Genomic DNA, 26,684 nt, shown 5'->3' with positions numbered 1-26,684 from the left:
ATCAGTGGCGATTATGGATTCACTGAGCAGCTTTCAGGTCGGCATACCTCTCCAACATCCCCCAATCAGTCCCCTCTCCCTCCGGGAGAGGGCTAGGGTGAGGGAAACAGACGACGCGGTATCAAACAATAGCGCGGTAGCCTTCAATCTCATCCGGCCACGCCGTAAGAATTTCAAACCCGGTCTCAGTCACCGCGACCATATGCTCCCACTGCGCCGACAACGAGCCGTCCTTGGTCAGCACCGTCCAGCCATCCGGCATGTTCTTCACATGACGCTTGCCGGCATTGAGCATCGGTTCAACGGTAAATATCATTCCCGCCTTCAACTTCATTCCCTGATTGGGAAAACCGTAATGCAGGATCTGCGGCTCGTCGTGATACACCTTGCCGATCCCATGCCCGCAATACTCGCGCACCACGCTGAAGCCCTCCTTCTCCGCCAGCGTCTGGATCGCGTGGCCGATATCGCCCAAAGTCGCACCCGGCTTGACCACGCGAATTCCCGCACACATCGCCTCGTAAGTGGTCTTGATCAGATGCTGCGCCTCAGGCGTTGCCTCGCCGACCACGTACATGCGACTGGTGTCGCCGAACCAGCCGTCCTTGATCACCGCGATGTCGAGGTTGACGATGTCACCATCCTTCAACGGCGTGCCCGAAGGGATGCCATGACAGACCACATCGTTGACCGAGGCGCAGACGGTTTTCGGAAAACCGTGATAACCGACGTTGGCCGGCACGGCTTTCTGCACGTTGACGATGTAGTCGTTGCACAGCCGATCCAGCTCATCGGTGGTGACGCCAGCCTTGACGTGCGGCACCAGCATTGCCAGTACTTCTGCAGCGAGTTTGCCAGCGGCACGCGATTGGGCGATATCGGCCGGGGTGTTGATCTTGATCTGGTTTCTCATGCGCTGACGGCTTCCTGAGTCAGTTGTTGCAGATCCAGCCCACCGTTCTGCTCGGCGCGGATCAGCAAGCGGCAAATGGCGCTGTGGTCGAGGTTGGGATGCAGCTCGGCGAGCATGCCGATGCGCATCCAGTGCTCGGCCTGCGCGTTGATCGAGCGGCTGAGGGCGTTACTGGAGATGCGCAGATTCTCGTGCATGTCCTCTGAAATCTTTACGATGCCCATATATGAATCCAATACGATGTGTATATGGATCGTATATTAGCCAAGCTCTATGAGGAATTGCAAACCAACACCTGTGGCGGGTAATGGGGTGACGAATTTCAGGCAAAAAAAAGCTGCCGGAAATGGCAGCAAAAACTTTAAGAACACGCGATGTATTGAGCAAAGTGTAGGCGCCGGAAAATGACAGTGTCATGACAGCGGCAAATTCATTCAATCGCCCCTGTGTCGTCATCAGGATGTCATCAAGCCGACGGCAGAATCCTCGCAAACCGTCTTGAGCCTTCGACGGATGCTTTGCAAGGACTCCCATGAAAGAAGACGCCTCGCTGTTCGCCGCCATCGACCTGGGCTCGAATACATTTCGCATGATGATCGGCCAGTCGGTACGCAGTCGCAAAGGCCTGATGATTCAGGAAGTCAAAACCTTGCGCGAGCCGGTGCGTTTGTCCGAGGGCTTTGACGGTGGCGCACTGGATACGCTGGCGCTGAATCGAGGCTGGCAGGCATTGGCGCGATTCGGCAAGAAACTGCGCGGGTTCGACCCGGGTCGAGTGCGGGCAGTGGCGACCAGCGCAGTGCGCGAGGCCGATAACGCGCCGCTGTTTCTGGCCAGTGCCGAGCGGCATCTGGGTTTTCGCATCGACGTCATTTCCGGGCATGAAGAGGCTCGTCTGGTCTACGCCGGCGTGGCGCACACGTTACCGGGCGTCGAAGATATGCGCCTGGTGGTCGACATCGGCGGCGGTTCCACCGAACTGATTCTCGGCCAGGGTTCGCAACCGCTACTGACCGAAAGCATCGCCATCGGCAGCGGCACGTTAAGTACGCGATTCTTTCGCGGTGGCGCCATTTCTGCCGGTGCGCTGCAAGAAGCCGAACGCGTGGCCATCCTGCAATTCGAAAAAGTCGCCCGCCGCTATCGCGCTCAGGGTTGGCAGCAGACCATTGGCTCTTCGGGCACCGCGCGCATGCTCGCTAAAGTGCTGAAGGCCAATCGGCTCAACGACTTCGCTCAGGACGGTATTACCTACGCTGGCCTGTTGCGTCTTTCCTTGCTGTTGCTGAAGGTCAGCAACGTCCAACAGTTGAAGCTCGCCGGTCTGCAACCTCATCGCCAGAGCATCCTGCCCGGCGGGCTGGTGTTGATGCTGGCGGCTTTCAAGGTGTTTGGCATCTCGCAGATGGTGCCCTCCGAGCCGGGATTGAGGCTGGGTGTTCTGCATGGGCTGATGAGCAATCACTGACCTCTGCGCACTGCAGCAGATTCACTCGCTAATCAAGGCTTTCAAGATAGCGAGGACGCCCTTTCAAACCTCAATGACGCCTTCCTGTAATAGCTGATAAATGCGTCCCTCCTCCTCGCGGTTTTCGTTCTATCGTTAGATCGAAATGGCAGTATTTGCGGCCGACTAAAGGTTGCGACGGCCCCCTGTCTGAGCCTATGTTGCACGCGAGCTTATTCCCCGCGAATGGAACGCGATCAACACCACAAAAAAAGGTGAAGAAATGTCAAAGGATTCACGCCCTGCCGTACTTGGGCTGATCGGCAATACGCCGCTGGTACAAGTGACCCGCTTCGATACCGGCCTGTGCACACTGTTTCTCAAACTCGAATCGCAAAACCCCGGCGGTTCCATCAAGGACCGTATTGGTCTGGCAATGATCGATGCGGCTGAACGTGATGGTCGCCTCAAACCCGGTGGCACTATTGTCGAAGCCACGGCCGGCAATACCGGCCTGGGTCTGGCACTGGTCGGGCGCGCCAAAGGCTACCGCGTGGTGCTGGTGGTGCCGGACAAGATGTCCACGGAAAAAGTCCTGCACCTGAAAGCCATGGGCGCCGAGGTGCATATCACCCGCTCCGATGTCGGCAAGGGCCATCCCGAGTATTACCAGGACGTCGCCGCACGTTTGGCGAAAGACATTCCCGGCGCATTTTTCGCTGACCAGTTCAACAACCCGGCCAACCCGCTGGCCCATGAATGCAGTACCGCACCGGAGATCTGGGCGCAGACCGAACACGACCTGGATGCCATCGTCGTCGGCGTCGGTTCGGCCGGGACCCTGACCGGGCTGACCCGTTTCTTCAAGCGCGTGCAACCGGATCTGGAAATGGTCCTGGCCGACCCGGTCGGCTCGGTCATGGCGCAATACAGCCGTGACGGCTCGATGCTGACGCCTGGTTCGTGGGCGGTCGAAGGCATCGGCGAAGACTTCATTCCGTCGATCACCGATCTCTCCAGTGTGCGTCACGCCTATTCGATCAGCGATGAAGAAAGCTTCGATCACGCCCGCCAGTTGCTCAAGGCCGAAGGTATTCTCGGCGGCTCGTCGACCGGCACTTTGCTCGCCGCTGCGCTGCGTTATTGCCGCGAACAGACCGAGCCGAAACGCGTCGTCAGTTTTGTCTGCGACACCGGCACTCGCTATTTGTCGAAGGTCTACAACGACCAGTGGATGACCGATCAGGGCCTGTTGCAACGCAAGGGTTATGGCGACTTGCGCGACCTGATTGCCCGTCGCTTCGAGGATGGCCGGGTGATCAGCGTCGGCCCCGACGACACCTTGCTGACCGCGTTCCAGCGCATGCGTCTGGCAGACGTTTCGCAACTGCCGGTGCTGGTTGAAGGCAAGGAGCTGGTTGGCGTTATCGATGAATCCGACATCCTGCTGGCCGTTCACGAAGACGCTGCACGCTTCAGCCAATCAGTTTCCAGCGTGATGACCGATAAACTGCAAACGCTGGCACCAGGCGCTACCCTTGCGGAACTGGAATCGGTGCTCAGCCGTGGCCTCGTGGCCATCGTCGCCGACGCGTCGGGCTTCCATGGCCTGATCACCCGCACCGACATGCTCAACCAATTACGGAGATCCCTCGCATGAGTCAGCACGACAAGAATTCCCAAGGCTTCGCGACCCGGGTGATCCACGCCGGGCAAGAGCCTGACCCGACCACCGGCGCGCTGATGCCGCCGATCTATGCCAACTCGACTTACCTGCAAGACAGCCCCGGTGTGCACAAAGGGTTCGACTACGGCCGCTCGCACAACCCGACGCGTTTTGCCCTTGAGCGTTGCGTGGCGGATCTGGAAGGTGGCACCCAGGCGTTTGCTTTCGCTTCCGGGCTGGCGACGATTTCCACCGTCCTCGAACTGATCGATGCCGGTTCGCACATCATCTCCGGCAACGACCTGTACGGCGGCACCTTCCGCCTGTTCGACAAGGTGCGCCAACGCAGCGCCGGGCATCGTTTCAGCTACGTCGATCTGACCGATCTGTCGGCCTTCGAAGCGGCGCTGCAGGACGACACGCGCCTGGTCATCGTCGAGTCGCCGACCAATCCGCTGCTGAGCCTGTCGGATCTGGCCGCGATTGCGCGGATCTGCCGCGCACGCGGGATCATCAGCGTGGCCGACAACACCTTTGCCAGCCCGTACATCCAGCGGCCGCTGGAGCTGGGTTTCGACATCGTGCTGCACTCGACCACCAAATACCTCAACGGTCACTCCGACGTCATTGGCGGTATTGCCGTGGTCGGGCAGAACGCCGAACTGGCCGAACGCCTGGGCTTTTTGCAGAACGCGGTCGGCGCTATTTCCGGGCCGTTCGATGCATTTCTGACCTTGCGCGGGGTGAAAACCCTGGCGCTGCGCATGGAGCGGCATTGCAGCAACGCACTGGATCTGGCGCAGTGGCTGGAGCAGCAGCCGCAGGTCAACCGCGTCTACTACCCGGGCCTCGCGTCGCATCCGCAGCATGAATTGGCCAAGCGGCAGATGCGCGGTTTCGGCGGGATGATTTCGGTGGATCTGAACACTGATCTGGCAGGCGCACGGCGTTTCCTGGAGAACGTGAAGATCTTCGCTCTGGCTGAAAGCCTCGGCGGTGTCGAGAGTCTGATCGAGCATCCGGCGATCATGACGCACGCGACCATTCCACCTGAAACCCGCGCCATACTGGGTATCGGCGATGGTTTGGTGCGGCTGTCGGTGGGCGTCGAAGACGTCGAAGACCTGCGCGCCGATCTGGCGCACGCGCTGACAAAAATCTGATCAGGCAAGAACGACAAAGCCCGCACGATGCGGGCTTTGGTTGTTTGAGCAGGCGGCCAGTGCTGGTCTCTGGCTTACAAGGTTTATCAGGCTTCTCACAGTACCGGGCGAAATTGAAAAAGTAGTGCCTCGGCTGCTTCACACGGCGTAAGGGCTGGATCTCAGCGCGGAGATCTTTCTAACCGTGTACCCTTCGGAACGCGCCCCACGTCCCCTTGCTATCCGTTTGCGCATCAGTCTGCGTCTTCGCCTACATTCTTGAGCCTAGCAAAAGGCCGGAAGTCCGGGCTGGCGTTTTTAGACCGATTTCCTTCTTGCCCCTGCCTGCAAGGAAGTGAAAGGACTAATCGCTGATTGTCCCCTCGTCCCCCGGCAGGATGGGCAGTCGATGCCGATCCATACTGCTTCAGTCGCGTTTCCCAGTGTCATCGAAATCGTCGACACCCGTGCACTGAAGGGTTCACCCGTGCCAATTGCCAAACAGCTTGATCGCAGGCGCCGGCGCAGCGGACGGTGCTGATCGGGTTAAGGCCAACCGCCTCGCTTACTCCCGCGTAGGCGTCGGCTCTGATCGAGTCGCCTCGGCATTGATGACCGGCAGTTATTCCGACCAGTTCAACAGCACTCAGTAATACCTCTTTCGGCCCAACGGACGGCTTCGACTTGCCGTCTGTTCGGCGCCGCAGTAGCACATTTGTGCTAATCGACCGCTGCGCCACCCGACGCTATATTCCCCTGCAACCCCCGATGTTCCCCAACGTTGCCCTCTCGCAGCGTGCGGGATCGTTGTGCCTGGAAATCAGAACAACACCAAGGAAGAAACACCATGAAACTGCATACCCAGCTCTGCAAAGTCGCCGTTGTCGGCGCCCTCCTGATCGGCGTCGGCGGTTGCCAGACCGTCAAGCCCAGCGAAGCCAGCATGAAAGAGCGCGCGCAGACCGTCATCGGCAAACCAGTGTCGAAAATCGACAACGTCCGCAGCGACAGCACCCTCACCTACTACACCGCCTACACCCCGGCCGGTGAGTACAACTGTGAATTGCCCAGTGGCGCCATCATCGCGGTCGCGAGCATGGGCATCATGACGCCGCCGCTGTCCTGCCTGCCCAAAGGCGCCTCGCCGATTCCATTCCAATAATCCCACTTCCTCGGTAAAGGACTGCGTTCCATCATGAAAACCCTGATCGCAACACTCACCCTCGCCACCCTGTTCCTCACCGGCTGCGCCACACCGAAACAATGGGAAGCCACCGGCGGCAGCAAAAACGATGGCGTCGTCCAGGTCTCCTATGAACTGGGTCAATTCGAAAGCGGCCAGACCAGCGCCGAACAAGGCCTGACCGTCGCCGCACAACGCTGCAAGACCTGGGGCTACAAAAACGCCGAGGTCACCGGCTCGGAGAAAAACATCTGCCGCACCATGGGCCAGTACAACTGCCTGCAAACCACCATCACTCAGGACTATCTCTGCAAACGCTGATACTTGGCCCATGTAGGCGCAGCGTGCCGCAGCGCCTACAGCGTTTCCGCGACGGGCGCTGCTTGCCGGTCGCGCAGGGTTCGCAAGGTCGTGCGCAGCTCGGCCGGGCGTACCGGTTTGGACAGGATGGCAATTTGGCGGTCGTGCAAGGCCGCCTGTATTTTTTCGATGTCATGCCCGGTGATGATCATCGCCGGCACCGCCCAGCCGCGCTGGCGCCGCACATCGTCAATGCATTCGATGCCCGTGGCATGGGTACCGAGATCATAGTCGGCGACGATGATGTCGCAATCGGTGACCAAGTCGCGACCCGTCAGTTCGGCCTGCACCACACAGCCCCAACGCTCCAGCAACGCCGACGTGGCCATCAGCACGTTGCGATCATCCTCCACCAGACACACCTTCAACCCGGTCAGCAGACCGACTTGTCGCGCATCATCGCGACTGACTGATTGTTGCGGCGCAGCAGCCATGGGAAGTCCGGACAAAGTGACCGCCGTCCCGCGCCCCAGCCGTGAGCGCAGCGCGACCTCCAACCCGATCAATTGCCCCAGACGCTTGACGATCGACAGGCCCAGCCCCACACCCTCGACGTCTTTGTCACGTAGCTGGCGAACCCGGTAAAACTCCTCGAATACCTTCGGCAGATGCTCCTCGGCGATGCCATTGCCCTGATCGTAAATGACGATAGCCAGCCCGGCTGCGCGCCTGCGCACACCGATCAGCACCGGTCGCTGCGCGCCGTACTTGAAGCAGTTGGAAAGCACGTTCTGAACCATGGTCGCCAGCAGCGCCGGATCGGTGCGCACCCAGTATTCACAAGGTCGCAAACGCAACTCCACGCCCGCCCAGCGTGCCGCTTCGGCGTTCTGGCGAATCAGCTCCGCGAGCCATTCGCCCAGATGCACGGTTTGCAATTTCGGCAGGATCCGCCCGTTATCGAGGGTGTACAGATCGAGAATCGAACGGAACAACTGCGACACGTTGAGCAGTGAACGGTCGATGTTGTCGACCAAGCGTCGCTCTTCCTCACCCAATCGCGACTCACGCAAGCACGCAGTAAACAGGCCGATGGAGTGGATCGGCTGGCGCAGGTCATGGCTGGCCTGGGCGAGAAACCGCGACTTCTCCAGATTGGCCGCGACCGCTTCTTCGGACGCTTTGCGCGTGCGTTCAAGCAACAAGTGCGCATAAAACGGAATCACCGTACTGGTGATCATCAGCATCAACACCATGAATGGTTGCGCCTGCCACACAGGCGTCAGCCGATAAACCGCGAGCAACGCCAGCAATGCCAGTACCGTGGCAATCGCCAGATAACGCGAGCCGTAACGCATGCCGTTGCCGAGGTTGACCCAGATAATCACCGCGTACAGCGGCAATGCCGCTTCGCCACCGACCACCAGACCGAAGCAGGTGCCGGTGTAATCGTGGACCATGGCGAAAATCCGCCGTGCCGGATAATGCCCCGGCCAGCGCACAATTGTCTGGCGCAGCACAATCGAGGCCAGCAAAAACAGGCAGATATAGGTGACCACCGGCAGATAGGTATCGAAGCGCTGGGCCGGTAAGACGCCTAGTACGCCAATGTAAACCAACGCGATGCTGGCGATGATAATGCGCAGATTGGCCTGATCGAGCTCGGTGTTCTTCTCGAACTTCATGGTGAACGTCCTTGTGCCGCAATCGTCATAATCAGCACAAACCGACAGGCAATGCCCGCACCGGGTGCTAAGGTGCATGCCATCAGCAACACCCGGCCCAGGGAGGGTCACGCCATGACATGCCGAATTATCATAGCCGACGATCACCCGATGTTTCGCGAAGCGATGCTGCGCACGGTGCAGCGCCTGCTCCCCGACGCAAATATTGAACAGGCTGGCGACCTCGACGCCGTACTGGCGCTGCTGCCCTGTGGCGACGAGCCGGATAGCCTGATTCTGGACCTGCGCTTTCCCGGCCTGACCTGCGTCAGTCAGCTCGCCGAACTGCGTCGCCGCTTGCCGCGCACCACACTGATCGTGGTGTCGATGGTTGATGACGAGGCGTTGATCAGCGACGTCATGGCAGCAGGCATCGATGGCTTCATCGGCAAAAACATCGCACCGGACGAAATCGGTCAGGCGATCCTGGCAATTCGCGAAGGTGAAGTGCTGGTGAAGTTTGCACCGTCGGGCTTATTGCCGCTGGAGACCGGTGCGGCGCTCACGCCCCGTCAGCAAGAGGTGTTGCGGCTGATCGCGCAAGGCAAGACCAACAAGGAAATCGCCCGTGAACTGGATATTTCGCCGTTTACGGTGCGGATTCATGTGTCTTCATTGCTGCGCATACTGAACGTACCCTCACGTGCTGCCGCAGCGGTGAAGAGTCGCTCTCTGTAGGAGCTGCCGCAGCCTGCGGCAGCTCCTGCAAGTCAGCGTTATGGATCGACTTGCGCCATCAACTCAGGCACCGACTCCGGACGTTTCGCGTAGCGCTGCGCGAGCACCGCACACACCATCAACTGAATCTGATGGAACAGCATCAACGGCAGAATCAATACACCAATGGTGCTGCCGGCGAACAACACCTGCGCCATCGGCACGCCGGTCGCCAGGCTCTTTTTCGAGCCGCAGAACAGGATGGTGATGCGGTCTTCCTGGTTGAAACCAAACGCCTTGCCCAGCAGGGTCGACGCGAGCAACACCAGCGCGAGCAAGATACAGCAGACCACCACCAGCCCCAGCAGCTCGATGAGCGGAATCTGATGCCAGATGCCTTCGTTGACCGCCTCACTGAACGCGCCGTAGACCACCAGCAGAATCGAGCCCTGATCGACAAATTTCAGCCAGTTCTTGTTGCGCCCTACCCACGCACCGATCCAGCGCCGGGCGATCTGCCCGGCGATAAATGGCAGCAGCAGTTGCACGCTGATTTTCAGGATCGCATCGAGGGTCGAGCCGCCGTCGCCATGCACGTTGAGCAGTAGGGTCACCAGCAACGGCGTGAGGAAAATCCCGAACAGGCTGGACGCCGCAGCGCTGCAAATCGCCGCCGGGATATTGCCCCGCGCCAGCGAGGTGAAGGCAATCGCCGATTGCACGGTGGCGGGCAATGCGCACAGGTAGAGCATGCCCATGTACAGCTTGTCGCCGATCAACGGCGACAGCAGTGGTTTCAGCGCCAGCCCCAGTAGCGGGAACAAGACAAAGGTCAGGCCGAACACCAGCAGATGCAGGCGCCAGTGACCGGCACCGGCGATGATTGACTCGCGGGAAAGCTTGGCGCCGTGGAGGAAAAACAGCAGCGCGATGGCGATGTTGGTCAACCAGCCGAAGCCGACCGCGACCTGACCGCTGGCTGGCAGAAAACTGGCCAGCAGCACAACGCCGATCAGCGTCAGGGTGAAGTTATCGGGAAGGAATCTAGGGCGCATCATGATGTGTTCATCCGGGGTTGCCAGGGCGTGCCAGCGACTTTAACGTGACAGGGAATTACCGACTAACGCCGAAGAGCCTGCAGATGCCGCCTAAAGGACAGGACAAAAGCTTTCGACGCAGCATTCCCGGGCTGCCCAGCCTGCCGCGCCCGCTGTACGGGCGCACCGAATCGCTGCCCAATCGCGCGCTGACCCGGCGTCACAGCCATCCGTGGGTGCAATTGTCCTATGCGATTCAAGGCGTACTTGAGGTGCAGACCAGCGCCGGGCGTTTCGTTGCGCCGCCGGAACGCGCGGTGTGGATTCCGGCCGGCGTACCGCATCGGGTATTCAGTTCGCCGCACACCGAGATGCGCAGCCTGTACATCGATTGCAACGTCGCCTCGCGGCAGATCGAGCGCTGTCATGTGCTCGGCGTCAGCGATCTGCTCAGGGAGTTGATTCGCGCCTTCAGCCAGGTGCCGGTGGAATACGATGAGCGCGGCGCTCACGGGCGCCTCGCTCAAGTGATCCTCGATCAACTGGCCGACGCACCACACATCGACCTGATGCTGCCGCTGCCCCAGGACGCCCGTTTGCGCCAGATCTACCAGAGCCTGGAGCAACACCCGGAACAACAGACCACGCTGAGCCACTGGAGCGACAAATTCGGCGTCACCGAAAAGACCCTCACGCGTCTGTTTCTGCGCGATACCGGCCTGACCTTCCGTGCCTGGCGCCAGCGCTTGCGCCTGCTCGGTGCGCTGACGCCACTGGAGAAAGGCGAACGCGTCACCGACGTCGCGCTGGCCTGCGGTTACGATTCGACGTCGGCGTTTATCGCGGCGTTTCGCCAACAGTTTGGGGAAACGCCGGGGGAGTTTTTCCGTTGATCAGCGATCGGCCAGCGCTTCCAACAAATCGGCTGATGGCACGAAATACAGGCTGCCAGTCACCGCCGTGCTGAAATCCAGCAGCTTGTCGTAGTTGCCCGGTGGTTTGCCGACGAACATGTTTTCCAGCATCTGCTCCATCGGCGCTGGCGAACGCGCATAACCGATAAAGAACGTACCGAACTCCCCGGCTCCCGGCCGGCCGAACGGCATGTTGTCACGGAGGATCTTCACCTCCTCGCCGTCCGCTGTGGTGATCGTCGTCAGCGCACTGTGGGAGTTGCTCGGTTTGACCGAGTCATCCAGTTCGATATCGGACAATTTCTTGCGCCCGATCACGCGCTCTTGCGCCTCGACACTCAGTTCATTCCACGCACTCATGTTGTGTAGATACTTCTGCACCAGCACGTAACTGCCGCCGCTGAAGTCCGGATCCTCATCGCCGACGATGGTGAAGTTCACGGCTTTGCGCCCGACCGGGTTTTCCGTACCGTCGACAAAACCGATGATGCTGCGCATGTCGAAATAGCGGAAACCCTGGACCTCATCGACCACGGTCACGGCATCGCCCAGCGCTGCCATGATCTGCGTGGCCAACTCGAAACACAGATCCATTTGATCAGCGCGGATGTGCAGCAGCAAATCGCCGGGGGTCGCCGGGGCGTGGCGCCCGGCCGCGCCAAATTCGCGGAACCCGTGCAGTGACGCCGGTCGCGGGCTGCCGAACAGACGATCCCAGGCATTCGAGGAAAACCCGCAGACGCAGGACAGATTGCCTGCCGGTACGCGTTTGCCCACCGAGCGCACCAGCCCCGCGAGATCAGCGCACCAGCCTTTTACGGTGTCGTTCGCTGCGGTGCCGGCATTGAGCGTCGCGACGATAAAAATCGCGCTACTGGTGATCGGGCTGCACACCGCTTGAGGTTCCAGAGTGTCATCGGTCATCGCTGAAAGTACCGCTGCGCAAGGGGTGCGCCAAGGGCTCGCCCCGGTGAAAGAGGATGGGTCGGATCGCCGCTGGCGGCCGACACTTCGTTTTTAACGAACTCTGCCCCAGAAATAAACGATTTTTCTTTGCCGCGAACCCGTCGCTAGCATGGCTTCGTCTGACCCTCATCGAACAAGACAGGGAGCGCGAACATGCCAGCCACCCACATCAATATCGGCGAACCATGGATGTGGGGCGCCTTCATCGTTTTCGTTCTGGCCATGCTGGCATTGGACCTGTTTGTGTTCGGCGGACGCAAGGCGCATCGGGTGTCCGTGCGCGAAGCCTTGTCCTGGGTCATTGCCTGGTGCTTGTTGGCACTGGCGTTTGCGGCCCTGCTCTGGTGGTACCTGAACGGTACGTTTGGCGGTGAAATCGCGCAGCAGAAAACCCTGGAATTTCTCACCGGTTATCTGATCGAGCAGTCACTGTCGATCGACAACATGTTTATCTTCGTGATGATCTTCAGCTACTTCGCCGTGCCACCGGAGTTACAGCGTCGAGTGCTGCTGTACGGGGTGCTCGGGGCGATCGTGATGCGCGCGGTGATGATTTTCGCCGGCGTCTGGCTGGTCTCCCGGTTCGAATGGCTGCTGTATGCCTTCGGCGTATTCCTGATCATCACCGGGATCAAGATGCTGGTGTTTGCCGATCAGCAACCGGATCTGGACAACAACCCGTTACTGCGCTGGGTGCGCGGGCATTTACGCATTACCAGCGGTTTTCATGGCGAACGGTTTTTCGTCCGGCAAAACGGCGTGCGCTGGGCCACGCCGATGTTTCTGGTGCTGGTGCTGATCGAGGCGAGCGACCTGATGTTTGCGGTGGACAGCATCCCGGCGATCTTCGCGGTAACCACCGATCCGTTCATCGTATTCACCTCGAATATTTTCGCGATCATGGGCCTGCGGGCACTGTACTTTCTGCTGGCGGACATGGCTGAGCGCTTTCATTTGCTCAAGTACGGATTGGCGATTGTGCTGGTGTTCATTGGCGGCAAGATGACGCTGATGCCGTGGTTTCACCTGCCGGTGGAGTGGTCGCTGGCGGTGGTGGGAAGCGTGATTCTCGGCTCGGTGCTGTTAAGCCTGATGGTGAGCAAAAACGCACAACGCAACACGCAATGACACGTTTGAGACTGCTCGCGAAGACGTCGGGGCAGGCACATCCATGCTGAATGTGCCGCCCTCTGACTGACGATCAGTCCAGTCGCGGCACGGTGAAGCGGAACTCGCTGCCCTGCCCCGGCTCGCTTTCGGCGACGATTTGTCCGCCGTGAGCCTCGACAATACCTTGGGTGATGTACAAGCCGAGGCCGGTGCCGGTCGGGTTGCCTTCCTTCACCGTCCAGTAACGGTCGAACACGTGCGGCAGGTGCTCCTTGGGAATGCCCTCGCCGCTGTCACGCACGGTGAAGACGATTTCATCGCCAACGGACGTGGCATACACGCCGACCGTGCCCAGGCGCGGGGTGAACTTGATGGCATTGCCAACCAGATTCGACAGCACCTGAAACAGCCGTTCCGGGTCGGCATGGATGCGCAGATCCGGGTCAGCCGCGAAGGAAATGCTGATGTCCTTGTCCACCGCCAGCGGCGCGAGCAGCGCCTGCGCTTCTTCGAACATCTGGCTGACGTCGAGCTTCTGCGGCGTGATGCTGTAGCGCCCGGCGTCGATTTTCGAGGTGTCGAGGAGGTCTTCCAGCAGCGTGTTCATGCGCCCGGCGGCCTGTTGCATGGTGTCGATGGCCGTGGAGATGCGCCGCGAGGTGTGCGGGCCGTCGGAGCTGAAGGCCTTCTGCATCATGCCGCAGAGCATCGAAATGACCGTCATCGGATTGCGCAGGTCGTGGGAAACCACCGCCACCAGTTCATCACGGGCGCGCACCGCTTCCTGCTCGCGGCGCACCTGACGCGCCAGGTCGTTTTCCAGCGCTGAGCGGCGCAAGTCATTGGCCGCAAACACGTCGCCATGGCTCCACTTGGTGGAGATCCCGGCCATCTCGACTTTCCAGATTTCGAACGACGTACGCGGACGCAGGCGCAGGCCGGCATCGGAGTTTTCCAGATCCAGCGGCTTGCGCGGATCACCGCTCCAGTTGATGTTTTCCTTCACTTCCGGACGGAACCACAGCACGCCGTTGTCCACCGGTTTGGGCAGGCTCATGGCAAGCACGCCGCTGGCGACTTGCTGATATTGCGCGGCAGGTGGGAACACACTGGCCAGATGATGACTGGCAAAAACCGCCTCGCCGCTTTCCTGCAACCATTTGTGCAGTGCGCGGATCTCATCCGGCTCGGGGCAGTTGCCGTAACGGTGCAACTGCTTGTCTTCGATGATCGCGATACCGCCGGCATTGGCCAGCGCCATCAACACTTGCGGCTGATTGGCCAGACCATCGAAAACATTCTGCGGCGAATCGATCATCGCCTGATTGAGCTGCGCCAGTGCCTCGACTTTTTCCTCGCGTTGACGGCTGACTTCCAGCGCCTCCATCGCGCTGATCTGCAGCGACAGTACCTGGCCGATGGTCTGGCACGCGGTGCGCAGTTCATGCGGCACATGCAGCGGCTGACGATTGCCGCAACTGATCAGGCCCCAGAGTTTGTCGCCCTTGAGCAGGGAAATGCTCATCGACGACAACACCCCCATGTTCTTCATGTACTGGCAGTGGATCGGCGAAACGCTGCGCAGGGTCGCAAAGCTCAGATCCAGCGGCGTTTGCGTGTCCGGACGCAGCTTCGGCAGCAGCGGCACCGGTTGGTAGTCGGCGTTGGGGATGATCCGCAGCCAATTGGTGCGGTACAACTCGCGGGCCTGCTCGGGAATGTCCGAGGCCGGGAAGAACAAGCCATTGAACACTTCCATCGACGGATCGGACGCTTCGGCGATGACCTGGCCGTGGCCCTCCTCCTCGAAACGATAGATCAGCACGCGGTCATACCCGGTCATGGCCTGGATTTCCTTGACGCTGATGTCGTACAGCGCTTGCAGCGACGTGGCCGCTTGCAGACGCTGGAGCATCCGCCCCAGATTCGTCTGGTTGCCGGCGACATTGCGCGGCTGGAAGTTCTCGACGTGGATCTCCAGCTCCAGAATCAGTACACCCTGATGCCGGTGCAGCAAGCCTTCGAACGCGCAGCCGTTGAGATGGAAATGCAGCGGCGGCGCATCGAAAAACGCCGGTTGCTGCAAGGCCTCACGCACCTGGCCGGTGTGCTCGTCGCCGAGCAGGCTTTGCAGCGGTTGGCCGATCAGCGCCTCTGGCGTACGGCCCAGCAGGGTTTCGACGTTGGCGCTGACCTGAATGATCGCGAGCGCAGGCTCGCTCAGGGTCAATAACAAGCCGTGCGGCTGAATCGCGCCGGGAAACCGAATCGGCTCGTCGGCACAGTTGGCCAACAACTCTTCAAACGCTTCTTTGTCTTGCGGGGTCATGCCAGTACCTCCCGGCTCTCGAGCCAGCGCTCGAAACAGCTGAATGTGGTTTGTGCAGCTTGCACGACGGCTTCGCGTTCGGTGGCGGCCATTGGACGATTGCCCAGGTATTCGATGAAATCACGCCAGCGGCGGCCGGTGGCGGCACCGTAGATGTCGAGAAATGCCGCACCGTTGTCGGCTTCCAGGCCCAGGCGTGCGGAGATTTCCCGGCGCAGAATTTGCCCGCCCAGCGTTGCACCTTCGAGCACGTACAGCACACCCAGGCAGGCAGCGTTTGAGTCAATCAGCGGCAGTTGATCGCAGAACGGCTGGTTTTCGAGGATTTGAGGGGTAACGCCCAGTGTTTGCAGATCGCTGCGCAAAGTCTGGGTCTTGAGGCGTGGCGTCAGGTCGAAATCGTCGGGGACTGAACCACTGCGCTGCAAGGCGTTTTCCAGCGGCTGATAGAAGCCGTAATAAGCCTGCATCAGGCGCACGAAGGCGGGTGTATCGAGGATATCGGAGAAAAAAGGAAGGCGTTTTTCCAGTGCGATGTGCAGTTCGGCAGTGCCGGCTCGCAAATCCTGAAGCACCGGTGGCACATAAACTTCACGGGCCTTTGCTTGCATGTATATCGCTCTTGGTGGGGCCGCCTGGGGCCATTCGGGGTCGGTTGAATGTCGGGTGAAATGTTACACCGCAAACGACATTTCTGACCGTATGGATGGTTTTTTCTGACGAAACCATTGCCCTCGGACTTTTCAGAGTTCAGCGCTGCACAGAAAGTTCGATCTGATTGCCCAATCATCGACGGCTGCTGTTCCGCGACAGCGCTGCATGACTGTACGGGTCAGGCGCCGTAGGCCCGTGATAAAAATACGTCTCCCGTCACCGGAGCCCGCCACATGGATCTCGCCACGCTTTCGCTGTTTCTTCCGGCCTGTTTCGCCTTGAACATGGCCCCCGGGCCGAACAACCTGCTATCGGTCAGCAACGCCACCCGTTATGGCTTTCGTCGCGCCTGCTCGGCGGGGATCGGGCGGATTCTGGCGTTCGCCGGGATGATCGCCCTCGCCGGTGCCGGGTTGTCGGTGGTGCTGCAAACCTCGGAATGGCTGTTCCATGCGATCAAGATCATTGGCTCGGCGTATCTGTTGTACCTGGCCTGGCAATTGTGGCGGGCCAATACCGAAGCCGAGCAACAGGTGACGGGCGCGGCGGTCGGCTTCTTCGCGTTGGCCCGACAGGAGTTCCTCGTCGCAGCAGGGAATCCGAAAGCGATCCTGCTGTTCACCGCGTTTCTGCCGCAGTTCGTTGACCCTGCCCGGCCGGTGTCGGCGCAATTCGCCGTGCTCGGCGTACTGTTTCTACTGCTGGAATGGATCGCCATCAGCGCCTACGCGTGGATGGGCCTGCACATGCGCCGCTGGTTTTCCGAACCGCGCGGCAAGCGCCTGTTCAATCGTTGCTGCGCGGGGTTGTTGTCGGCGGCGGCTTCGGTGTTGTTGATGGCGAAGCGGGCCTAAGCCGCAGACGGGCCTTTGAGCTCCACCTGATTGCCGTCCGGATCGAAGCAGTACAACGATAGGCCGTAGCCCTCGGCACCGAAGCGGGTGGCGGCTTTTTCGACGTTGAGGCCGTGCGACTGCAAGTGCGCGGTCAACGCCCCTTCATCAAACGGTGCGATGCGCAGACAGAAGTGATCGACATTGCGCCGCTCGACACCGGCCGCCCCGCCGCCCTTGCGGCCGAGTTCGCCCGCCAGGTCGACGAGATCGATCATCGACGTCCCGGCGCGCAAGTGCACCAGACCCAGCGGTTCGTTGTGCTTGACCACTTCGGCGCCAAACACCTTGGCGTAAAAATCGATGCTGCGTTGCAGGTCCGCGACGCGCAGCACGATGTGATCAATATGTTGAATCGAAAACGGATGCATAAACCCACCTCCTCACACATTCGGCAGCTTCAACACGGTAGTCCAAGGGACTGCGAAATTCATTGTCGATTTTTCGGTGGAGCCATCGAGAATCTGGTTTTACTCTCAGCTCATGAACATACAAGCCGCTGTCCTGCCGCCCCACGCCGAGATGGTTCGCGCCATGCTCGAACGCGACACTGCCTATGAAGGCGTGTTCTTCACGGCCGTGAAAACCACCGGGATCTTCTGCCGCCCGAGCTGCACGGCGCGCAAACCGAAACCGGAGAATGTCGAATTCTTCGCCCATGCCGACGAGTGCATGTCTGCCGGTTATCGCGCCTGCCTGCGCTGCAAACCGCTGGACGCTGCGGCGATTGCGCCGGATTGGGTGCAACAGTTACTCGCGGCAGTCGAAGCGGATCCGGAAATCCGCTGGAGTGACGCGCAGTTGCTGACCAAAGGCATCGAGCCACTGAAACTGCGGCGCTGGTTCAAGCAGCATTTCGGCATGACCTTCCACGCGTGGCTGCGCACCCGCAGGCTCGGCATGGCGCTGGGCGGGATCAAGCAAGGCGCCTCGATCGATCATGCGGCTTTCGATTCCGGCTACGAATCCCTCAGCGGCTTTCGCGATGCGTTCCAGAAGTCATTCCACATCACCCCCGGCCGCGCCGCCAACAGTGAACCGCTGTTGTTCACCCGGTTGACCACGCCGCTGGGGCCGATGATCGCCATGGCTGAACGGCGTGGACTGGTGTTGCTGGAGTTTCTTGATCGGCCGGCGTTGACCCGGGAAATCGAGGAGTTGCAGAACCGTTACGGTTACGTGGTCGCGCCGGGGCAGAACGCACACCTGCAGCAGATTGAGCGCGAACTGGTGGAGTATTTCGCCGGCCGCTTGACGCGGTTCACGGTGGCTTTGCACCTGCCCGGCAGCGAGTTCGCCCGGCAGGTCTGGTCGGCACTGTTGCACATCCCCTATGGACAGACCCGCAGCTACGGCGCCATTGCTGCCGGTCTGGGCAAACCCGGCGCCAGTCGTGCGGTGGGCCTGGCCAACGGGCACAACCGTCTGGCGATTGTGGTGCCTTGTCATCGGGTGATCGGCGCGGATGGTTCGCTCACCGGCTATGGTGGAGGACAGCCGCGCAAGGCGTTTCTGTTGAGACTGGAAAACGCTGCGGTGCAGTTCACCCAACAACTGGCTTTCTGACGATTTGATTCAAACCACAAGAAGGGATTTCGATGGACGCGCTCGACACTCGGTTCCACCAATTGCACCAGCAAGACTTGCTGATCCTGACCAACGTCGCTGACGCCACCGGCGCGCGACTGGTCGAACATCTGGGCGGCAAAGCCGTTGCCACCAGCAGCGCTGCGGTGGCCTGGGCGCACGGCTACCCGGACGGCAACACCCTGCCCCTCGAACGTCTGGTTTCGACGGTGGAATCGATTGCCCGGGTGATCAGTATTCCCCTGACCGTCGACGTCGAGGCTGGTTATTCCGATGATCTCGGGCGCGTGGCCGAAGTGCTGGATGCGGTGATCGCCGCCGGCGCTGTCGGGATCAATATCGAGGACGGTTCCGCGGATCCCGAGCTGCTGGCGCGCAAGATCGAAGTGGCGCGACAAGTGGCCGACAAACGTAATATCCAACTGTTCATCAATGCCCGCACCGATGTCTATCTGAAGAGTCTGGTACCGGCCGAGGATCGCGTCGCCGAAACCCTGCGCCGCGCGGCGATTTATCAGGCTGCCGGTGCCGATGGCTTGTTCGCCGCCGGTGTCACCGCCGCCTACGAGATCGAAGCCATCTGCAAAGGCACTTCGATGCCGGTCAACGTGCTGGGCTTCGCCTGCCTGCCCTCGCCTGCCGAGCTGCAAGCGTTGGGCGTACGCCGCTTGAGCGCCGGTTCCGGCATCGCCGAGTTCCTCTATGGCGCGATGGACGGACTGGTGAAAAGCTTTCTCGCCACGGGCAAGCTCGATACCCACGACTTGAAGGCGTTCACCTACGGCGAAGTCAACGGCTTGCTGAAATAGCATGGCCGACACTTATCAAGCGGCCAGCACTTTTCTGGCCGCGCTCGATGCCGATTGGCAACAGCATGTCGCCGCTGTCGGCCCTTGCCTGCATCAGCCGCACCCGGCGCGCGATCCGTATGAATCGCTGGTGCGGGCGATTGCCTATCAGCAGCTGCATGCCAAGGCTGGCGATGCGATTGTCGGGCGGCTGGTGGGCCTGTTTCCCGGGCAATCGTTTCCGCGACCTGAACAAATCCTCGCGACGGATTTTGATCGAATGCGCAGTTGCGGCTTTTCGGCGGGCAAGATCGCGACGATTCAGGGAATCGCTCAAGCGACGTTGGAGGGTGTGGTGCCGGATTACGCGACGGCGCTGGCGATGGCGGATGAAGCGCTGATCGAGCGGTTGGTCAGCCTGCGCGGGGTTGGCCGCTGGACCGTGGAGATGTTGTTGATCTACAGCCTGGAGCGGATGGATATCTTGCCGGCGGATGATTTTGGCGTGCGTGAGGGCTATCGCCGGTTGAAGGGGTTGGCGGTGCAACCGACGCGCAGGCAAATGGTAGAGATCGGGTTGGCGTGGAGTCCGTATCGGACGGTGGCGGCCTGGTATTTGTGGCGGGTACCTAAGGTTTAGACCGCGTTATCGTTCATCGCTGGCAAGCCAGCTCCCACAAGGTCGGTGGTGAATATAGAGTCCTCAAGCAATACAAGTCCTGTGGGAGCTGGCTTGCCAGCGATGGCGGTGGGTCAGATGACATTGATTCAAGCTGCGCCGACGCCTTCGCGAGCAGGCTCGCTCCCCACCTTTGGAATCGATTCCCCTGTGGGAGCGAGCCTGCTCGCGAAGGCGTCATTCGATTCAACACCCTTTCAAAGGCCGGATTTCAAACGGCTGAACGCACGGATCAACGCCCGATTGAACGCCTTGCCATTGTCATTCTTGCTGTACAGCGAGGTCCGCACCGGCTCGGACGGATACGTCCCCGGATCATTGCGAATCGCCGCATCCACCAACCCGTCCGCCGCCGTGATCGCATTGGCGTAGTGGATGGTGTCAGTGATCGGCGCAATCACCTCCGGCGTCATCAGGTAATCCATCAACGCCAGCCCGGCCTGCGGGTGCGGGGCATCCTTGGGAATGACCATGGCGTCGAACCAGATCAGCGTGCCCTCCTTCGGGATCCGGTAACTGAGCCTGAACGGTTTGTTGGCCGCTTGCGCCTGCCCTGCCGCGATGGCAACGTTGCCGTTCCACGACATCGCCACGCAGGTGTTGCCGTTGGCCAGATCGCTGATGTTCAGGTCGTTGTCGAAGTAGCGAATGTACGGACGGATCTTCGCCAGTTGCTGCTCGGCGAGTTTCAGGTCATCGAGGTTTTGCCGGTTGATGTCCAGCCCCATGTATTTCATGACGGCGGCAAACACTTCGTTGGGATCGTTGAGCAGGCTCACCCCACAATCGGCGAATTTCGACACCACTGCCGGATCGAACAACATCGCCCAGCTGTCGGTCGGTGCATTCGGCAGGCGCTGCTTGATCGCCTCTTCCTGATAGCCCACACCGGTGGTGCCCCACGCATAAATTCCGGCATAACGGTTACCCGGATCGAACACCGCCATGTGCTGACGAAACTCCTCACCTACGCCAGCAAAATGCGGCACCCGTGCCTTGTCCAGCGGCTGAATCGCACCGCTCTCGATGGCGCGCGACAGATGCTGGCCGGCGGTCAGTACCAGGTCATATCCGCTGCGCCCGGTGAGCAGTTTGGTCTCCACCGTTTCCAGTGAATCGAAGTGATCGGCGACCACATGAATACCGGTTTTCGCCTCGAAATTCTTCAAGGTATCCGGCGCCAGATACTCACCCCAGATGTACAGATTGACCACCGGTTGCGCGGTGTCGGCGGCCTGCACACACAAGGGTGCAAGCACCAGCAACAACGCTTGAGTCAGTTTGTGCAGGCCCATCATCACACTCCCTTTTTGTGGTCAGGCGTGCCGGCGTATTGCGGCATGGTGATGCACGCGACATTGCCACCGCCGAGGAGGATTTCCCGGGAGTTTTCGATGCCGACGATTTTGTGTTGCGGAAACAGCTCGGCCAGGGTCGCCATGGCCACCTTGTCGTTGCGATCACCAAACAGCGGCACCACGATCGAGCTGTTACCGGCGTAGTAATTGATGTACGACGCACAGATTTTCGTGCCGGCCTGACGGGTGTGGGTGCTGTCCTGCTGGTCGAGGCCTTCGGCTTCTTCGGCGGTCCACTCCAGCACATCCGGTTGCGGCAGTTTGTGCACGATCAACTCGCGGCCACGACTGTCGCGAGTGCTGCGCAGGATGTCGTACGCCTCTTGATAGATCTCCCACTGCGGATCGTCGCGGTTTTCGGTCCATTGCAACACCACTTCGCCGGGGCGGACAAAGCACGCCAGATCATCGACGTGACCATCGGTTTCGTCGAACTTGCAGCCCCGAGGCAACCAGATCACTTGCTCGGCGCCGAGGTAGTCGGTGAGCCTGCGAGTGACTTCTTGCTTGCCCAGATGCTGGTTGCGATTACGGTTGAGCAGGCACTGCTCGGTGGTGAGAATGCTGCCCTGACCGTCACTCTGGATGCCACCGAGCTCGGCAATCAACGGTGCGCGATAACGGTCGAAACGTTCGATCTCAAGGATCTTGCTGGCGATCTGATCGTCCTTGTCCCACGGGTAATACAGTCCGCCGTCAAGTCCGCCATAGGCGTTGAATTCAAAGTCGACACCGCGCACTTCACCGCTCTGGTCGTTGACCACAAAACACGGGCCGCTGTCGCGAAACCAGGTGTCGTTGCAGGTCATTTCCACTACGCGCACTTGCGGCGGCAACTGGCGGCGGGCGGTGGCGAATTGCGCGGCGGAGGCGCACACGGTGACCGGTTCACTGTGGGAGATGGCGGTGACGATCTGCACCCAGACTTTCTGCGCAGGCTTGGCGCCGTTGCGCCAGACATCGGTGCGCTCAGGCCAGCCGAGCCAGCAACCGGACTTGGCTTCGAATTCGCCGGGCAGACGGAAGCCGTCGTGTTTCGGGGTGGAGTCGAGCAAACGTGCCATGGTCAAACCTCGTCTTCGCGATGGGAATGACCACAAGGTACGGTCGCAGGTAGCACGCTCGCCAACGATGATTACTACGGGACAGTTGAATTCAACTCATCAATCGGCCAGTTGATCGTTGAACCATTCCAGCATTTGCGCCACGGCCGGGCGCTCCAGGCGCACACGCTCGCAGACCAGCACGTATTGACCCAGCGCGGTCATGCTTGCGGTGAACGGCCGCACCAGCCGGCCGCTCTGTAAGTCTTCCTGCGCGGTCAGGTTGTCGCCCATCGCCACGCCCTGCCCTTGCACAGCCGCTTCCAGCGCCAACCCGGCGTGAGCGAAATACAACTGGCGCTGCGGGCGTTGGTCACCGGCGTGGCTGGTCAGCCAGGCGGTCCAGGTCTTGCCGTCCTGATCGTCGTGCAGCAGACAGTGTCGGGCGAGATCCTTCGGCGTTTTCAACGTGCCCTGGTTGAACAGGCCGGGGCTGCACACCGGAAAGAATTGCAGGGCTGGCAACGGCCGGACGAAGTAGGCGCTGCTGTCCGCCGGGCCGGTGCCGTAGGTGATGGCCAGATCGATGTCTTCGCCCGGCGCGCTGGCGTCGATGGGTTGTTCGTAAAGGTGCAAGGTGATGTGCGGATAGCGCGCATAGAAATCACTGAGGCGACTCATCAACCACTTCTGCGCAAGCTCAGCGGTGACGGCCAGACGCAACACGGCAAGCGAAGACGGGTCGCGCAGTTCATCGCAAGCCTCGCCGATCAGTTCGAAGGCCTGTTGCAGGCTTTGCATCAGGCGTCCGGCGGCGATGGTCGGGCGAATTTGTCGGCCTTCACGGATGAACAGCGGGACGCCGAGTTGTTCTTCGAGCTGGCGAATCTGATGACTGACGGCACTGTCGGTGACACACAACTCGGCGGCGGCCCGGCCGAAATGCGCGTGGCGGGCGGCACATTCAAAGGTGCGCAGGGCGGGCAGTGAGGGGAGTCTTCGCATGAGGGGGATCCGCTTTTTTTGGGCCATGCTGACTGGGCCGAGGGCGTGCGTCCAGTTTGGTCGACTGTATCGCACTGTATATCGCCCCACCGCAGACACACCAAGCTCACAATTCCACCCGCCCGCGACACATCGTCGATACACCCCAAAGCTCAAATAACCCGGTCGATTCAATTCCCCCATCGTCCGGAGACTCATCATGACCACCAACCTTTCAACCGCCACCCAAGCCGTACACCTGAACCTCGACCGCGCCGGCACCTGGCTCGCACCACTGACCCTGCGCCTGTTCATCGCCTGGGAGTTTTTCGAATCAGGACTGGAAAAATTCAACGGCCAGAACTGGTTCGAGGACATTCAGAGCCGGTTCCCTTTTCCCTTCGATCACTTGCCGGCGACGTTGAACTGGGAACTGTCGATGTGGGCCGAACTGATCGGCGCGCTGGCGATTCTGGTCGGCCTCGGCACGCGGATCTCGGCGGTGGCGCTGATCGTGGTGACCGTGGTCGCCACCGCTGCCGTGCACTGGCCTGCCGACTGGTCATCGCTGAGCGAGCTGGCCCAGGGTTACGCGATCACCAACAAGGGCTTCGGCAACTTCAAGTTGCCGGCGATTTACCTGGCAGCCTTGGTGCCGCTGGTATTCGCCGGGGCGGGCAAATTGAGCGTCGATGCGTGGCTGGCGCGGCGGTTCTGGAATCGCCGCGCCCGTTGAGGCTCAATGTGCCCGATCGAGTCCGGCCAACAACGCGTTGTCACGGCTGTAGATGTCTGGCGAGTAACGCACGTGGCCGGCGTTGTCGACTTGCACGGTCCAGTAAGTCATCAGGATCGGCACTGGCGCCGACAAGCGAAATTCATGGGTGGTGCCGGTGGCGAGCAACGTCTCGGTTCGGGCCTTTTCTGCCGGGCTCAGCAACAAGTCGCGCAGTTGCATCGGGTGCTCGACCCGTACACACCCCGAGCTGAACGCCCGTGGCCCCTTGTCGAATAACGCTTTGCTCGGCGTGTCGTGCAGGTACACCGAAAACGGATTGGGGAAGCGGATGACCATTTGCCCCAGCGGATTGCGCGGCCCGGCGTCCTGACGCAGGAGGATGTTGCCCGGGTTGTCCCAGTCGATATCCGCCGCCGCCAGCGGTTGCCCGTTGGCGTCGAGCACTTGCAGATTCTGCCGACTGAGGAATGTCTGGTCCTTGCGGATCGCCGGCAACTTGTCTTCCTTCCAGATGGTCGGCGGCACGGTCCAGGTCGGGTTGAGGGTCAATCGCGTGACACGGGATTTGAGCAACGGTGTCTGGCGCTCGGCACGGCCAACCTGGGTACGGGTCTGCCACACCGGCTGGCCGCGCTGATACAGGGTCAGTTCGGCGGCGGCGACGTTGACCAGCAAACCATCGGGTTCCATGTCCTGGGCCAGCCAACGGAAGCGCTCGAGATTGACCCGCAGTTGTTCGCGGCGGGTCAGCGGGCTGATGTTGAGTTCGGCAATCGTCCCCGGCCCGACCACGCCATCCGCTTGCAACGAATGGTTGGCCTGAAAGCTTTTCACCGCGTCCACCAGCACGCCCTCGTAGGCATTGCCGGGCGCGCCGGCGGCGTGGGTCAGATAGCCTTCGCTGTACAGACGTTGCGCCAGTTCCGGCACGCGTCTGTCTTCCATCGACGGGCGCAGCAGCGGCCCGTTGCCCACCGATTGCCATTGCGGCAAGGCCTTCAGCCGTTGCGTGGCGTAGAGCTGACGCAGGTTCTGATACTGCGCCAGGCGCGGGCGGGCCAGGTCGAATGCGGCGGGGATGTCATGCATGCCCGGCACAGCAATGGCGAGCAGTTCGGCCTGACGGTCGCGCGGTGCCTCGTCGGCGTGCCACAGCGGTTCGAAGTGCGATTGCAACAGGCGTCCGTAATGCAGATCCTGCAGGGCTTGCAGGTAATAGCGGCTGATGTCGATATCGGCGCACAGCTCGCCGTCCTGCGGAGGATTCGTCGCAACCGGGTAGCGTTTCGGACTGAGGCCATCATCGGCCAACAGCTGCAACTGCCCCTGCAAGGCTTGCAATCGTCCGGACTCGCGTGCCCACACCGGCATCCAGTCCTGCTGTTGGTAAAACGCTTGCAACTGTTCCAGCGCCGGGCCAGCCAGGTGCGCGGCAATCGCCGGACAGGCCTGCGGCAGACTGATCAGCACGGCCTGCAAAGGGCTTTGCGGCTCGACTGGCATTTCTGCCGGCGGCGTCGGCAGTGTCTGCAACGGCGGCAGCGGTTCATCGGCACAAGCGACAAACGGCGCAGCGAGCAAACAAATGCTCAAGTAGCATGCGTACTTTTTGAACAACTGCTTTACTCCAATCCATGGCCTTCTTGATGATGGCCAACCTTACATCAGGTGCGCTGAACAGTCAGGCTCGATCTGCGAGCTTGCAGGTTACGACTGGGAGTCAGGAGCCAAAGTGCCAAATAAGTAGCAAGTGAGGACACTTTATAAATGTTGACGTTTCTGCGCCGACTTCTGCTGACCACCGCGACCCTTGTCGCCGTGACCAGCCCAGCTTTCGCCGCCGGCAAACCATCGCCGGTTCTCTTCACCAGCCTCGCGCACGCCGCGCCAGAACTCAATCCCCAGGCGCTGAAAGGTGCCTTGAGTGCCATGCAATGTGCGGTCAACAACGGCGCGAAGCCGTCCCGTCATCTGGCAATCATCGATTATTCGCAACCGTCCACCGAACGTCGCCTTTGGATCTTCGACCTCAACCGGAAAAAACTGGTGCTGCGCGATCTGGTCGCCCACGGCTCCAACTCCGGGGAAAACTTCGCCACGCAGTTTTCCAATGTCGAAGGCAGTTATCAGTCCAGTCTCGGCCTCTTCCGCACTCAGGAAAGCTACAGCGGCACCCACGGTTATTCGTTGCGCATGGACGGTCTGGAACCGGGCTTCAATGACATGGCTCGCGATCGCGCCATCGTCATTCACGCCGCCAGCTATGTGAACCCGTTATGGAGCAAACGCCAGGGCCGCATCGGTCGCAGCCAGGGTTGCCCGGCCGTTCGGCCACAGATTGCGAAGCAGGTGATCGATAAGCTCAAGGACGGTCAGTTCATGTTCTCGTGGTACCCGGATCAGCGCTGGCTGAAAAAGTCGCCGTATCTGAACTGCCAGCCGCAGCAAGTAGCGAGCATCCTGAGTACCCACGCCAGCTAAGGCGCAAGACACACTGAGAGCTGGCTTGCCAGCGAAGGGGCGGCGCAGTGGATTCTTCATCGACTGCCCCGCCGCCATCGCTGGCAAGCC

At 60.6% G+C, this 26,684-nt stretch carries 26 protein-coding genes; 14 read left to right on the top strand and 12 right to left on the bottom strand.

The features are described from left to right. Window positions 1-121: 121 nt before the first annotated feature. Window positions 122-913 carry a type I methionyl aminopeptidase gene (gene map, locus AC3WMT_RS23305; protein ID WP_103305742.1) on the bottom strand — a complete coding sequence of 264 codons (792 nt, stop codon included), beginning with the start codon at window positions 911-913 and terminating at the stop codon, window positions 122-124. Then, window positions 910-1,137 carry a ParD-like family protein gene (locus tag AC3WMT_RS23300; RefSeq protein WP_007918027.1) on the bottom strand — a complete coding sequence of 76 codons (228 nt, stop codon included), beginning with the start codon at window positions 1,135-1,137 and terminating at the stop codon, window positions 910-912. The genes map and AC3WMT_RS23300 overlap by 4 nt, the downstream gene beginning before the upstream one ends. Window positions 1,138-1,445: 308 nt before the next feature. On the opposite strand from AC3WMT_RS23300, the gene AC3WMT_RS23295 reads away from it, so the two are divergent. The 5 genes from AC3WMT_RS23295 to yecR all read left to right on the top strand — a co-directional run bounded on the left by AC3WMT_RS23295 (window position 1,446) and on the right by yecR (window position 6,672). Then, entirely contained in the window at window positions 1,446-2,381 is a 936-nt protein-coding gene (locus AC3WMT_RS23295) for a Ppx/GppA family phosphatase (RefSeq protein WP_103305741.1), read from the top strand. A gap of 262 nt (window positions 2,382-2,643) precedes the next feature. Next, window positions 2,644-4,020, top strand: coding sequence for a pyridoxal-phosphate dependent enzyme (locus tag AC3WMT_RS23290; RefSeq protein ID WP_103305740.1), 1,377 nt, complete (start codon window positions 2,644-2,646; stop codon window positions 4,018-4,020). After that, window positions 4,017-5,189, top strand: a complete 1,173-nt coding sequence (locus AC3WMT_RS23285; RefSeq protein WP_103305739.1) for a cystathionine gamma-synthase — start codon at window positions 4,017-4,019, stop codon at window positions 5,187-5,189. The genes AC3WMT_RS23290 and AC3WMT_RS23285 overlap by 4 nt, the downstream gene beginning before the upstream one ends. An 826-nt stretch (window positions 5,190-6,015) precedes the next feature. Continuing rightward, the gene (locus tag AC3WMT_RS23280; RefSeq protein WP_103305738.1) at window positions 6,016-6,330 is read left to right on the top strand and encodes a hypothetical protein; all 315 of its coding nucleotides are present in this window, start codon (window positions 6,016-6,018) and stop codon (window positions 6,328-6,330) included. 33 nt (window positions 6,331-6,363) lie between these two features. Beyond that, window positions 6,364-6,672 carry a YecR family lipoprotein gene (yecR, locus tag AC3WMT_RS23275; protein WP_103305737.1) on the top strand — a complete coding sequence of 103 codons (309 nt, stop codon included), beginning with the start codon at window positions 6,364-6,366 and terminating at the stop codon, window positions 6,670-6,672. A 35-nt stretch (window positions 6,673-6,707) separates the two neighbouring features. Here the strand turns inward: yecR and AC3WMT_RS23270 are convergent, their stop codons facing one another. After that, window positions 6,708-8,336, bottom strand: coding sequence for an ATP-binding response regulator (locus AC3WMT_RS23270; protein WP_103305736.1), 1,629 nt, complete (start codon window positions 8,334-8,336; stop codon window positions 6,708-6,710). A 114-nt stretch (window positions 8,337-8,450) separates the two neighbouring features. Between AC3WMT_RS23270 and AC3WMT_RS23265 the strand changes: the two genes are divergently transcribed. After that, window positions 8,451-9,053 (top strand): LuxR C-terminal-related transcriptional regulator, encoded by a 603-nt coding sequence (locus AC3WMT_RS23265; protein ID WP_103305735.1) that lies wholly within the window; start codon window positions 8,451-8,453, stop codon window positions 9,051-9,053. Between the two features lie 38 nt (window positions 9,054-9,091). Here AC3WMT_RS23265 and AC3WMT_RS23260 read toward each other — a convergent pair whose 3' ends face one another. Next, window positions 9,092-10,090 (bottom strand): bile acid:sodium symporter family protein, encoded by a 999-nt coding sequence (locus AC3WMT_RS23260; RefSeq protein ID WP_103305734.1) that lies wholly within the window; start codon window positions 10,088-10,090, stop codon window positions 9,092-9,094. An 83-nt stretch (window positions 10,091-10,173) separates the two neighbouring features. On the opposite strand from AC3WMT_RS23260, the gene AC3WMT_RS23255 reads away from it, so the two are divergent. Next, on the top strand, window positions 10,174-10,962 hold the full coding sequence (locus AC3WMT_RS23255) for an AraC family transcriptional regulator (RefSeq protein WP_103305733.1): 789 nt from the start codon (window positions 10,174-10,176) through the stop codon (window positions 10,960-10,962). On the opposite strand, the gene AC3WMT_RS23250 is transcribed toward AC3WMT_RS23255, so the two are convergent. After that, window positions 10,963-11,907, bottom strand: a complete 945-nt coding sequence (locus AC3WMT_RS23250) for a Dyp-type peroxidase (protein WP_103305732.1) — start codon at window positions 11,905-11,907, stop codon at window positions 10,963-10,965. It abuts the gene before it with no gap. A 195-nt stretch (window positions 11,908-12,102) separates the two neighbouring features. Here AC3WMT_RS23250 and AC3WMT_RS23245 point away from each other — a divergent pair, with 195 nt between their 5' ends. Further along, window positions 12,103-13,077, top strand: a complete 975-nt coding sequence (locus tag AC3WMT_RS23245; RefSeq protein WP_103305731.1) for a TerC family protein — start codon at window positions 12,103-12,105, stop codon at window positions 13,075-13,077. A gap of 73 nt (window positions 13,078-13,150) precedes the next feature. On the opposite strand, the gene AC3WMT_RS23240 is transcribed toward AC3WMT_RS23245, so the two are convergent. Then, entirely contained in the window at window positions 13,151-15,388 is a 2,238-nt protein-coding gene (locus tag AC3WMT_RS23240) for an ATP-binding protein (protein ID WP_103305730.1), read from the bottom strand. Further along, a complete protein-coding gene (locus AC3WMT_RS23235; RefSeq protein WP_103305729.1) occupies window positions 15,385-15,999 on the bottom strand; it encodes a biliverdin-producing heme oxygenase in 615 nt (204 codons plus the stop codon). Before AC3WMT_RS23235 ends, AC3WMT_RS23240 begins: the two co-directional genes overlap by 4 nt. 276 nt (window positions 16,000-16,275) lie before the next feature. On the opposite strand from AC3WMT_RS23235, the gene AC3WMT_RS23230 reads away from it, so the two are divergent. Next, entirely contained in the window at window positions 16,276-16,896 is a 621-nt protein-coding gene (locus AC3WMT_RS23230) for a LysE family translocator (RefSeq protein ID WP_103305728.1), read from the top strand. On the opposite strand, the gene AC3WMT_RS23225 is transcribed toward AC3WMT_RS23230, so the two are convergent. Continuing rightward, window positions 16,893-17,306: a VOC family protein gene (locus AC3WMT_RS23225; RefSeq protein ID WP_103305727.1), complete on the bottom strand. Its 414-nt coding sequence runs from the start codon at window positions 17,304-17,306 to the stop codon at window positions 16,893-16,895. The two genes, AC3WMT_RS23230 and AC3WMT_RS23225, sit on opposite strands and share 4 nt — an antisense overlap. A gap of 112 nt (window positions 17,307-17,418) precedes the next feature. Here AC3WMT_RS23225 and AC3WMT_RS23220 point away from each other — a divergent pair, with 112 nt between their 5' ends. The 3 genes from AC3WMT_RS23220 to AC3WMT_RS23210 are packed head-to-tail and all read left to right on the top strand — an operon-like array spanning window position 17,419 to window position 19,950. Continuing rightward, window positions 17,419-18,501 carry a bifunctional transcriptional activator/DNA repair enzyme AdaA gene (locus AC3WMT_RS23220; RefSeq protein ID WP_103305726.1) on the top strand — a complete coding sequence of 361 codons (1,083 nt, stop codon included), beginning with the start codon at window positions 17,419-17,421 and terminating at the stop codon, window positions 18,499-18,501. A gap of 32 nt (window positions 18,502-18,533) precedes the next feature. Further along, window positions 18,534-19,331, top strand: a complete 798-nt coding sequence (locus AC3WMT_RS23215) for an isocitrate lyase/PEP mutase family protein (RefSeq protein ID WP_103305725.1) — start codon at window positions 18,534-18,536, stop codon at window positions 19,329-19,331. A 1-nt stretch (window position 19,332) separates the two neighbouring features. Continuing rightward, a complete protein-coding gene (locus AC3WMT_RS23210; RefSeq protein WP_103305724.1) occupies window positions 19,333-19,950 on the top strand; it encodes a DNA-3-methyladenine glycosylase family protein in 618 nt (205 codons plus the stop codon). A 236-nt stretch (window positions 19,951-20,186) separates the two neighbouring features. Here AC3WMT_RS23210 and AC3WMT_RS23205 read toward each other — a convergent pair whose 3' ends face one another. The 3 genes from AC3WMT_RS23205 to AC3WMT_RS23195 form a co-directional block, all read right to left on the bottom strand. Continuing rightward, on the bottom strand, window positions 20,187-21,284 hold the full coding sequence (locus AC3WMT_RS23205; RefSeq protein WP_103305723.1) for an extracellular solute-binding protein: 1,098 nt from the start codon (window positions 21,282-21,284) through the stop codon (window positions 20,187-20,189). A gap of 2 nt (window positions 21,285-21,286) precedes the next feature. Further along, a complete protein-coding gene (aguA, locus tag AC3WMT_RS23200) occupies window positions 21,287-22,411 on the bottom strand; it encodes an agmatine deiminase (protein ID WP_103305722.1) in 1,125 nt (374 codons plus the stop codon). A gap of 99 nt (window positions 22,412-22,510) precedes the next feature. Next, a complete protein-coding gene (locus AC3WMT_RS23195) occupies window positions 22,511-23,395 on the bottom strand; it encodes a LysR substrate-binding domain-containing protein (protein ID WP_103305721.1) in 885 nt (294 codons plus the stop codon). A gap of 199 nt (window positions 23,396-23,594) precedes the next feature. Here AC3WMT_RS23195 and AC3WMT_RS23190 point away from each other — a divergent pair, with 199 nt between their 5' ends. Further along, window positions 23,595-24,110: an HvfX family Cu-binding RiPP maturation protein gene (locus AC3WMT_RS23190; RefSeq protein WP_103305720.1), complete on the top strand. Its 516-nt coding sequence runs from the start codon at window positions 23,595-23,597 to the stop codon at window positions 24,108-24,110. Between the two features lie 3 nt (window positions 24,111-24,113). On the opposite strand, the gene AC3WMT_RS23185 is transcribed toward AC3WMT_RS23190, so the two are convergent. Beyond that, window positions 24,114-25,730, bottom strand: a complete 1,617-nt coding sequence (locus AC3WMT_RS23185) for a L,D-transpeptidase family protein (protein WP_103305719.1) — start codon at window positions 25,728-25,730, stop codon at window positions 24,114-24,116. Between the two features lie 150 nt (window positions 25,731-25,880). Here AC3WMT_RS23185 and AC3WMT_RS23180 point away from each other — a divergent pair, with 150 nt between their 5' ends. Next, on the top strand, window positions 25,881-26,594 hold the full coding sequence (locus tag AC3WMT_RS23180; protein ID WP_103305718.1) for a murein L,D-transpeptidase catalytic domain family protein: 714 nt from the start codon (window positions 25,881-25,883) through the stop codon (window positions 26,592-26,594). Window positions 26,595-26,684 lie beyond the last annotated feature (90 nt).

The organism is Pseudomonas sp. FW305-7 (assembly GCF_058786735.1).
Note: the sequence above shows the minus strand (reverse complement) of the source record. Positions and strands in the feature narration are given on the sequence as shown.

What these genes read in the sequence shown, in the direction of transcription:
- map (WP_103305742.1), bottom strand. Translation starts at nt 913, where the DNA reads ATGAGAAACCAGATCAAGATCAACACCCCGGCCGATATCGCCCAATCG.
- AC3WMT_RS23300 (WP_007918027.1), bottom strand. Translation starts at nt 1,137, where the DNA reads ATGGGCATCGTAAAGATTTCAGAGGACATGCACGAGAATCTGCGCATC.
- AC3WMT_RS23295 (WP_103305741.1), top strand. Translation starts at nt 1,446, where the DNA reads ATGAAAGAAGACGCCTCGCTGTTCGCCGCCATCGACCTGGGCTCGAAT.
- AC3WMT_RS23290 (WP_103305740.1), top strand. Translation starts at nt 2,644, where the DNA reads ATGTCAAAGGATTCACGCCCTGCCGTACTTGGGCTGATCGGCAATACG.
- AC3WMT_RS23285 (WP_103305739.1), top strand. Translation starts at nt 4,017, where the DNA reads ATGAGTCAGCACGACAAGAATTCCCAAGGCTTCGCGACCCGGGTGATC.
- AC3WMT_RS23280 (WP_103305738.1), top strand. Translation starts at nt 6,016, where the DNA reads ATGAAACTGCATACCCAGCTCTGCAAAGTCGCCGTTGTCGGCGCCCTC.
- yecR (WP_103305737.1), top strand. Translation starts at nt 6,364, where the DNA reads ATGAAAACCCTGATCGCAACACTCACCCTCGCCACCCTGTTCCTCACC.
- AC3WMT_RS23270 (WP_103305736.1), bottom strand. Translation starts at nt 8,336, where the DNA reads ATGAAGTTCGAGAAGAACACCGAGCTCGATCAGGCCAATCTGCGCATT.
- AC3WMT_RS23265 (WP_103305735.1), top strand. Translation starts at nt 8,451, where the DNA reads ATGACATGCCGAATTATCATAGCCGACGATCACCCGATGTTTCGCGAA.
- AC3WMT_RS23260 (WP_103305734.1), bottom strand. Translation starts at nt 10,090, where the DNA reads ATGATGCGCCCTAGATTCCTTCCCGATAACTTCACCCTGACGCTGATC.
- AC3WMT_RS23255 (WP_103305733.1), top strand. Translation starts at nt 10,174, where the DNA reads ATGCCGCCTAAAGGACAGGACAAAAGCTTTCGACGCAGCATTCCCGGG.
- AC3WMT_RS23250 (WP_103305732.1), bottom strand. Translation starts at nt 11,907, where the DNA reads ATGACCGATGACACTCTGGAACCTCAAGCGGTGTGCAGCCCGATCACC.
- AC3WMT_RS23245 (WP_103305731.1), top strand. Translation starts at nt 12,103, where the DNA reads ATGCCAGCCACCCACATCAATATCGGCGAACCATGGATGTGGGGCGCC.
- AC3WMT_RS23240 (WP_103305730.1), bottom strand. Translation starts at nt 15,388, where the DNA reads ATGACCCCGCAAGACAAAGAAGCGTTTGAAGAGTTGTTGGCCAACTGT.
- AC3WMT_RS23235 (WP_103305729.1), bottom strand. Translation starts at nt 15,999, where the DNA reads ATGCAAGCAAAGGCCCGTGAAGTTTATGTGCCACCGGTGCTTCAGGAT.
- AC3WMT_RS23230 (WP_103305728.1), top strand. Translation starts at nt 16,276, where the DNA reads ATGGATCTCGCCACGCTTTCGCTGTTTCTTCCGGCCTGTTTCGCCTTG.
- AC3WMT_RS23225 (WP_103305727.1), bottom strand. Translation starts at nt 17,306, where the DNA reads ATGCATCCGTTTTCGATTCAACATATTGATCACATCGTGCTGCGCGTC.
- AC3WMT_RS23220 (WP_103305726.1), top strand. Translation starts at nt 17,419, where the DNA reads ATGAACATACAAGCCGCTGTCCTGCCGCCCCACGCCGAGATGGTTCGC.
- AC3WMT_RS23215 (WP_103305725.1), top strand. Translation starts at nt 18,534, where the DNA reads ATGGACGCGCTCGACACTCGGTTCCACCAATTGCACCAGCAAGACTTG.
- AC3WMT_RS23210 (WP_103305724.1), top strand. Translation starts at nt 19,333, where the DNA reads ATGGCCGACACTTATCAAGCGGCCAGCACTTTTCTGGCCGCGCTCGAT.
- AC3WMT_RS23205 (WP_103305723.1), bottom strand. Translation starts at nt 21,284, where the DNA reads ATGGGCCTGCACAAACTGACTCAAGCGTTGTTGCTGGTGCTTGCACCC.
- aguA (WP_103305722.1), bottom strand. Translation starts at nt 22,411, where the DNA reads ATGGCACGTTTGCTCGACTCCACCCCGAAACACGACGGCTTCCGTCTG.
- AC3WMT_RS23195 (WP_103305721.1), bottom strand. Translation starts at nt 23,395, where the DNA reads ATGCGAAGACTCCCCTCACTGCCCGCCCTGCGCACCTTTGAATGTGCC.
- AC3WMT_RS23190 (WP_103305720.1), top strand. Translation starts at nt 23,595, where the DNA reads ATGACCACCAACCTTTCAACCGCCACCCAAGCCGTACACCTGAACCTC.
- AC3WMT_RS23180 (WP_103305718.1), top strand. Translation starts at nt 25,881, where the DNA reads ATGTTGACGTTTCTGCGCCGACTTCTGCTGACCACCGCGACCCTTGTC.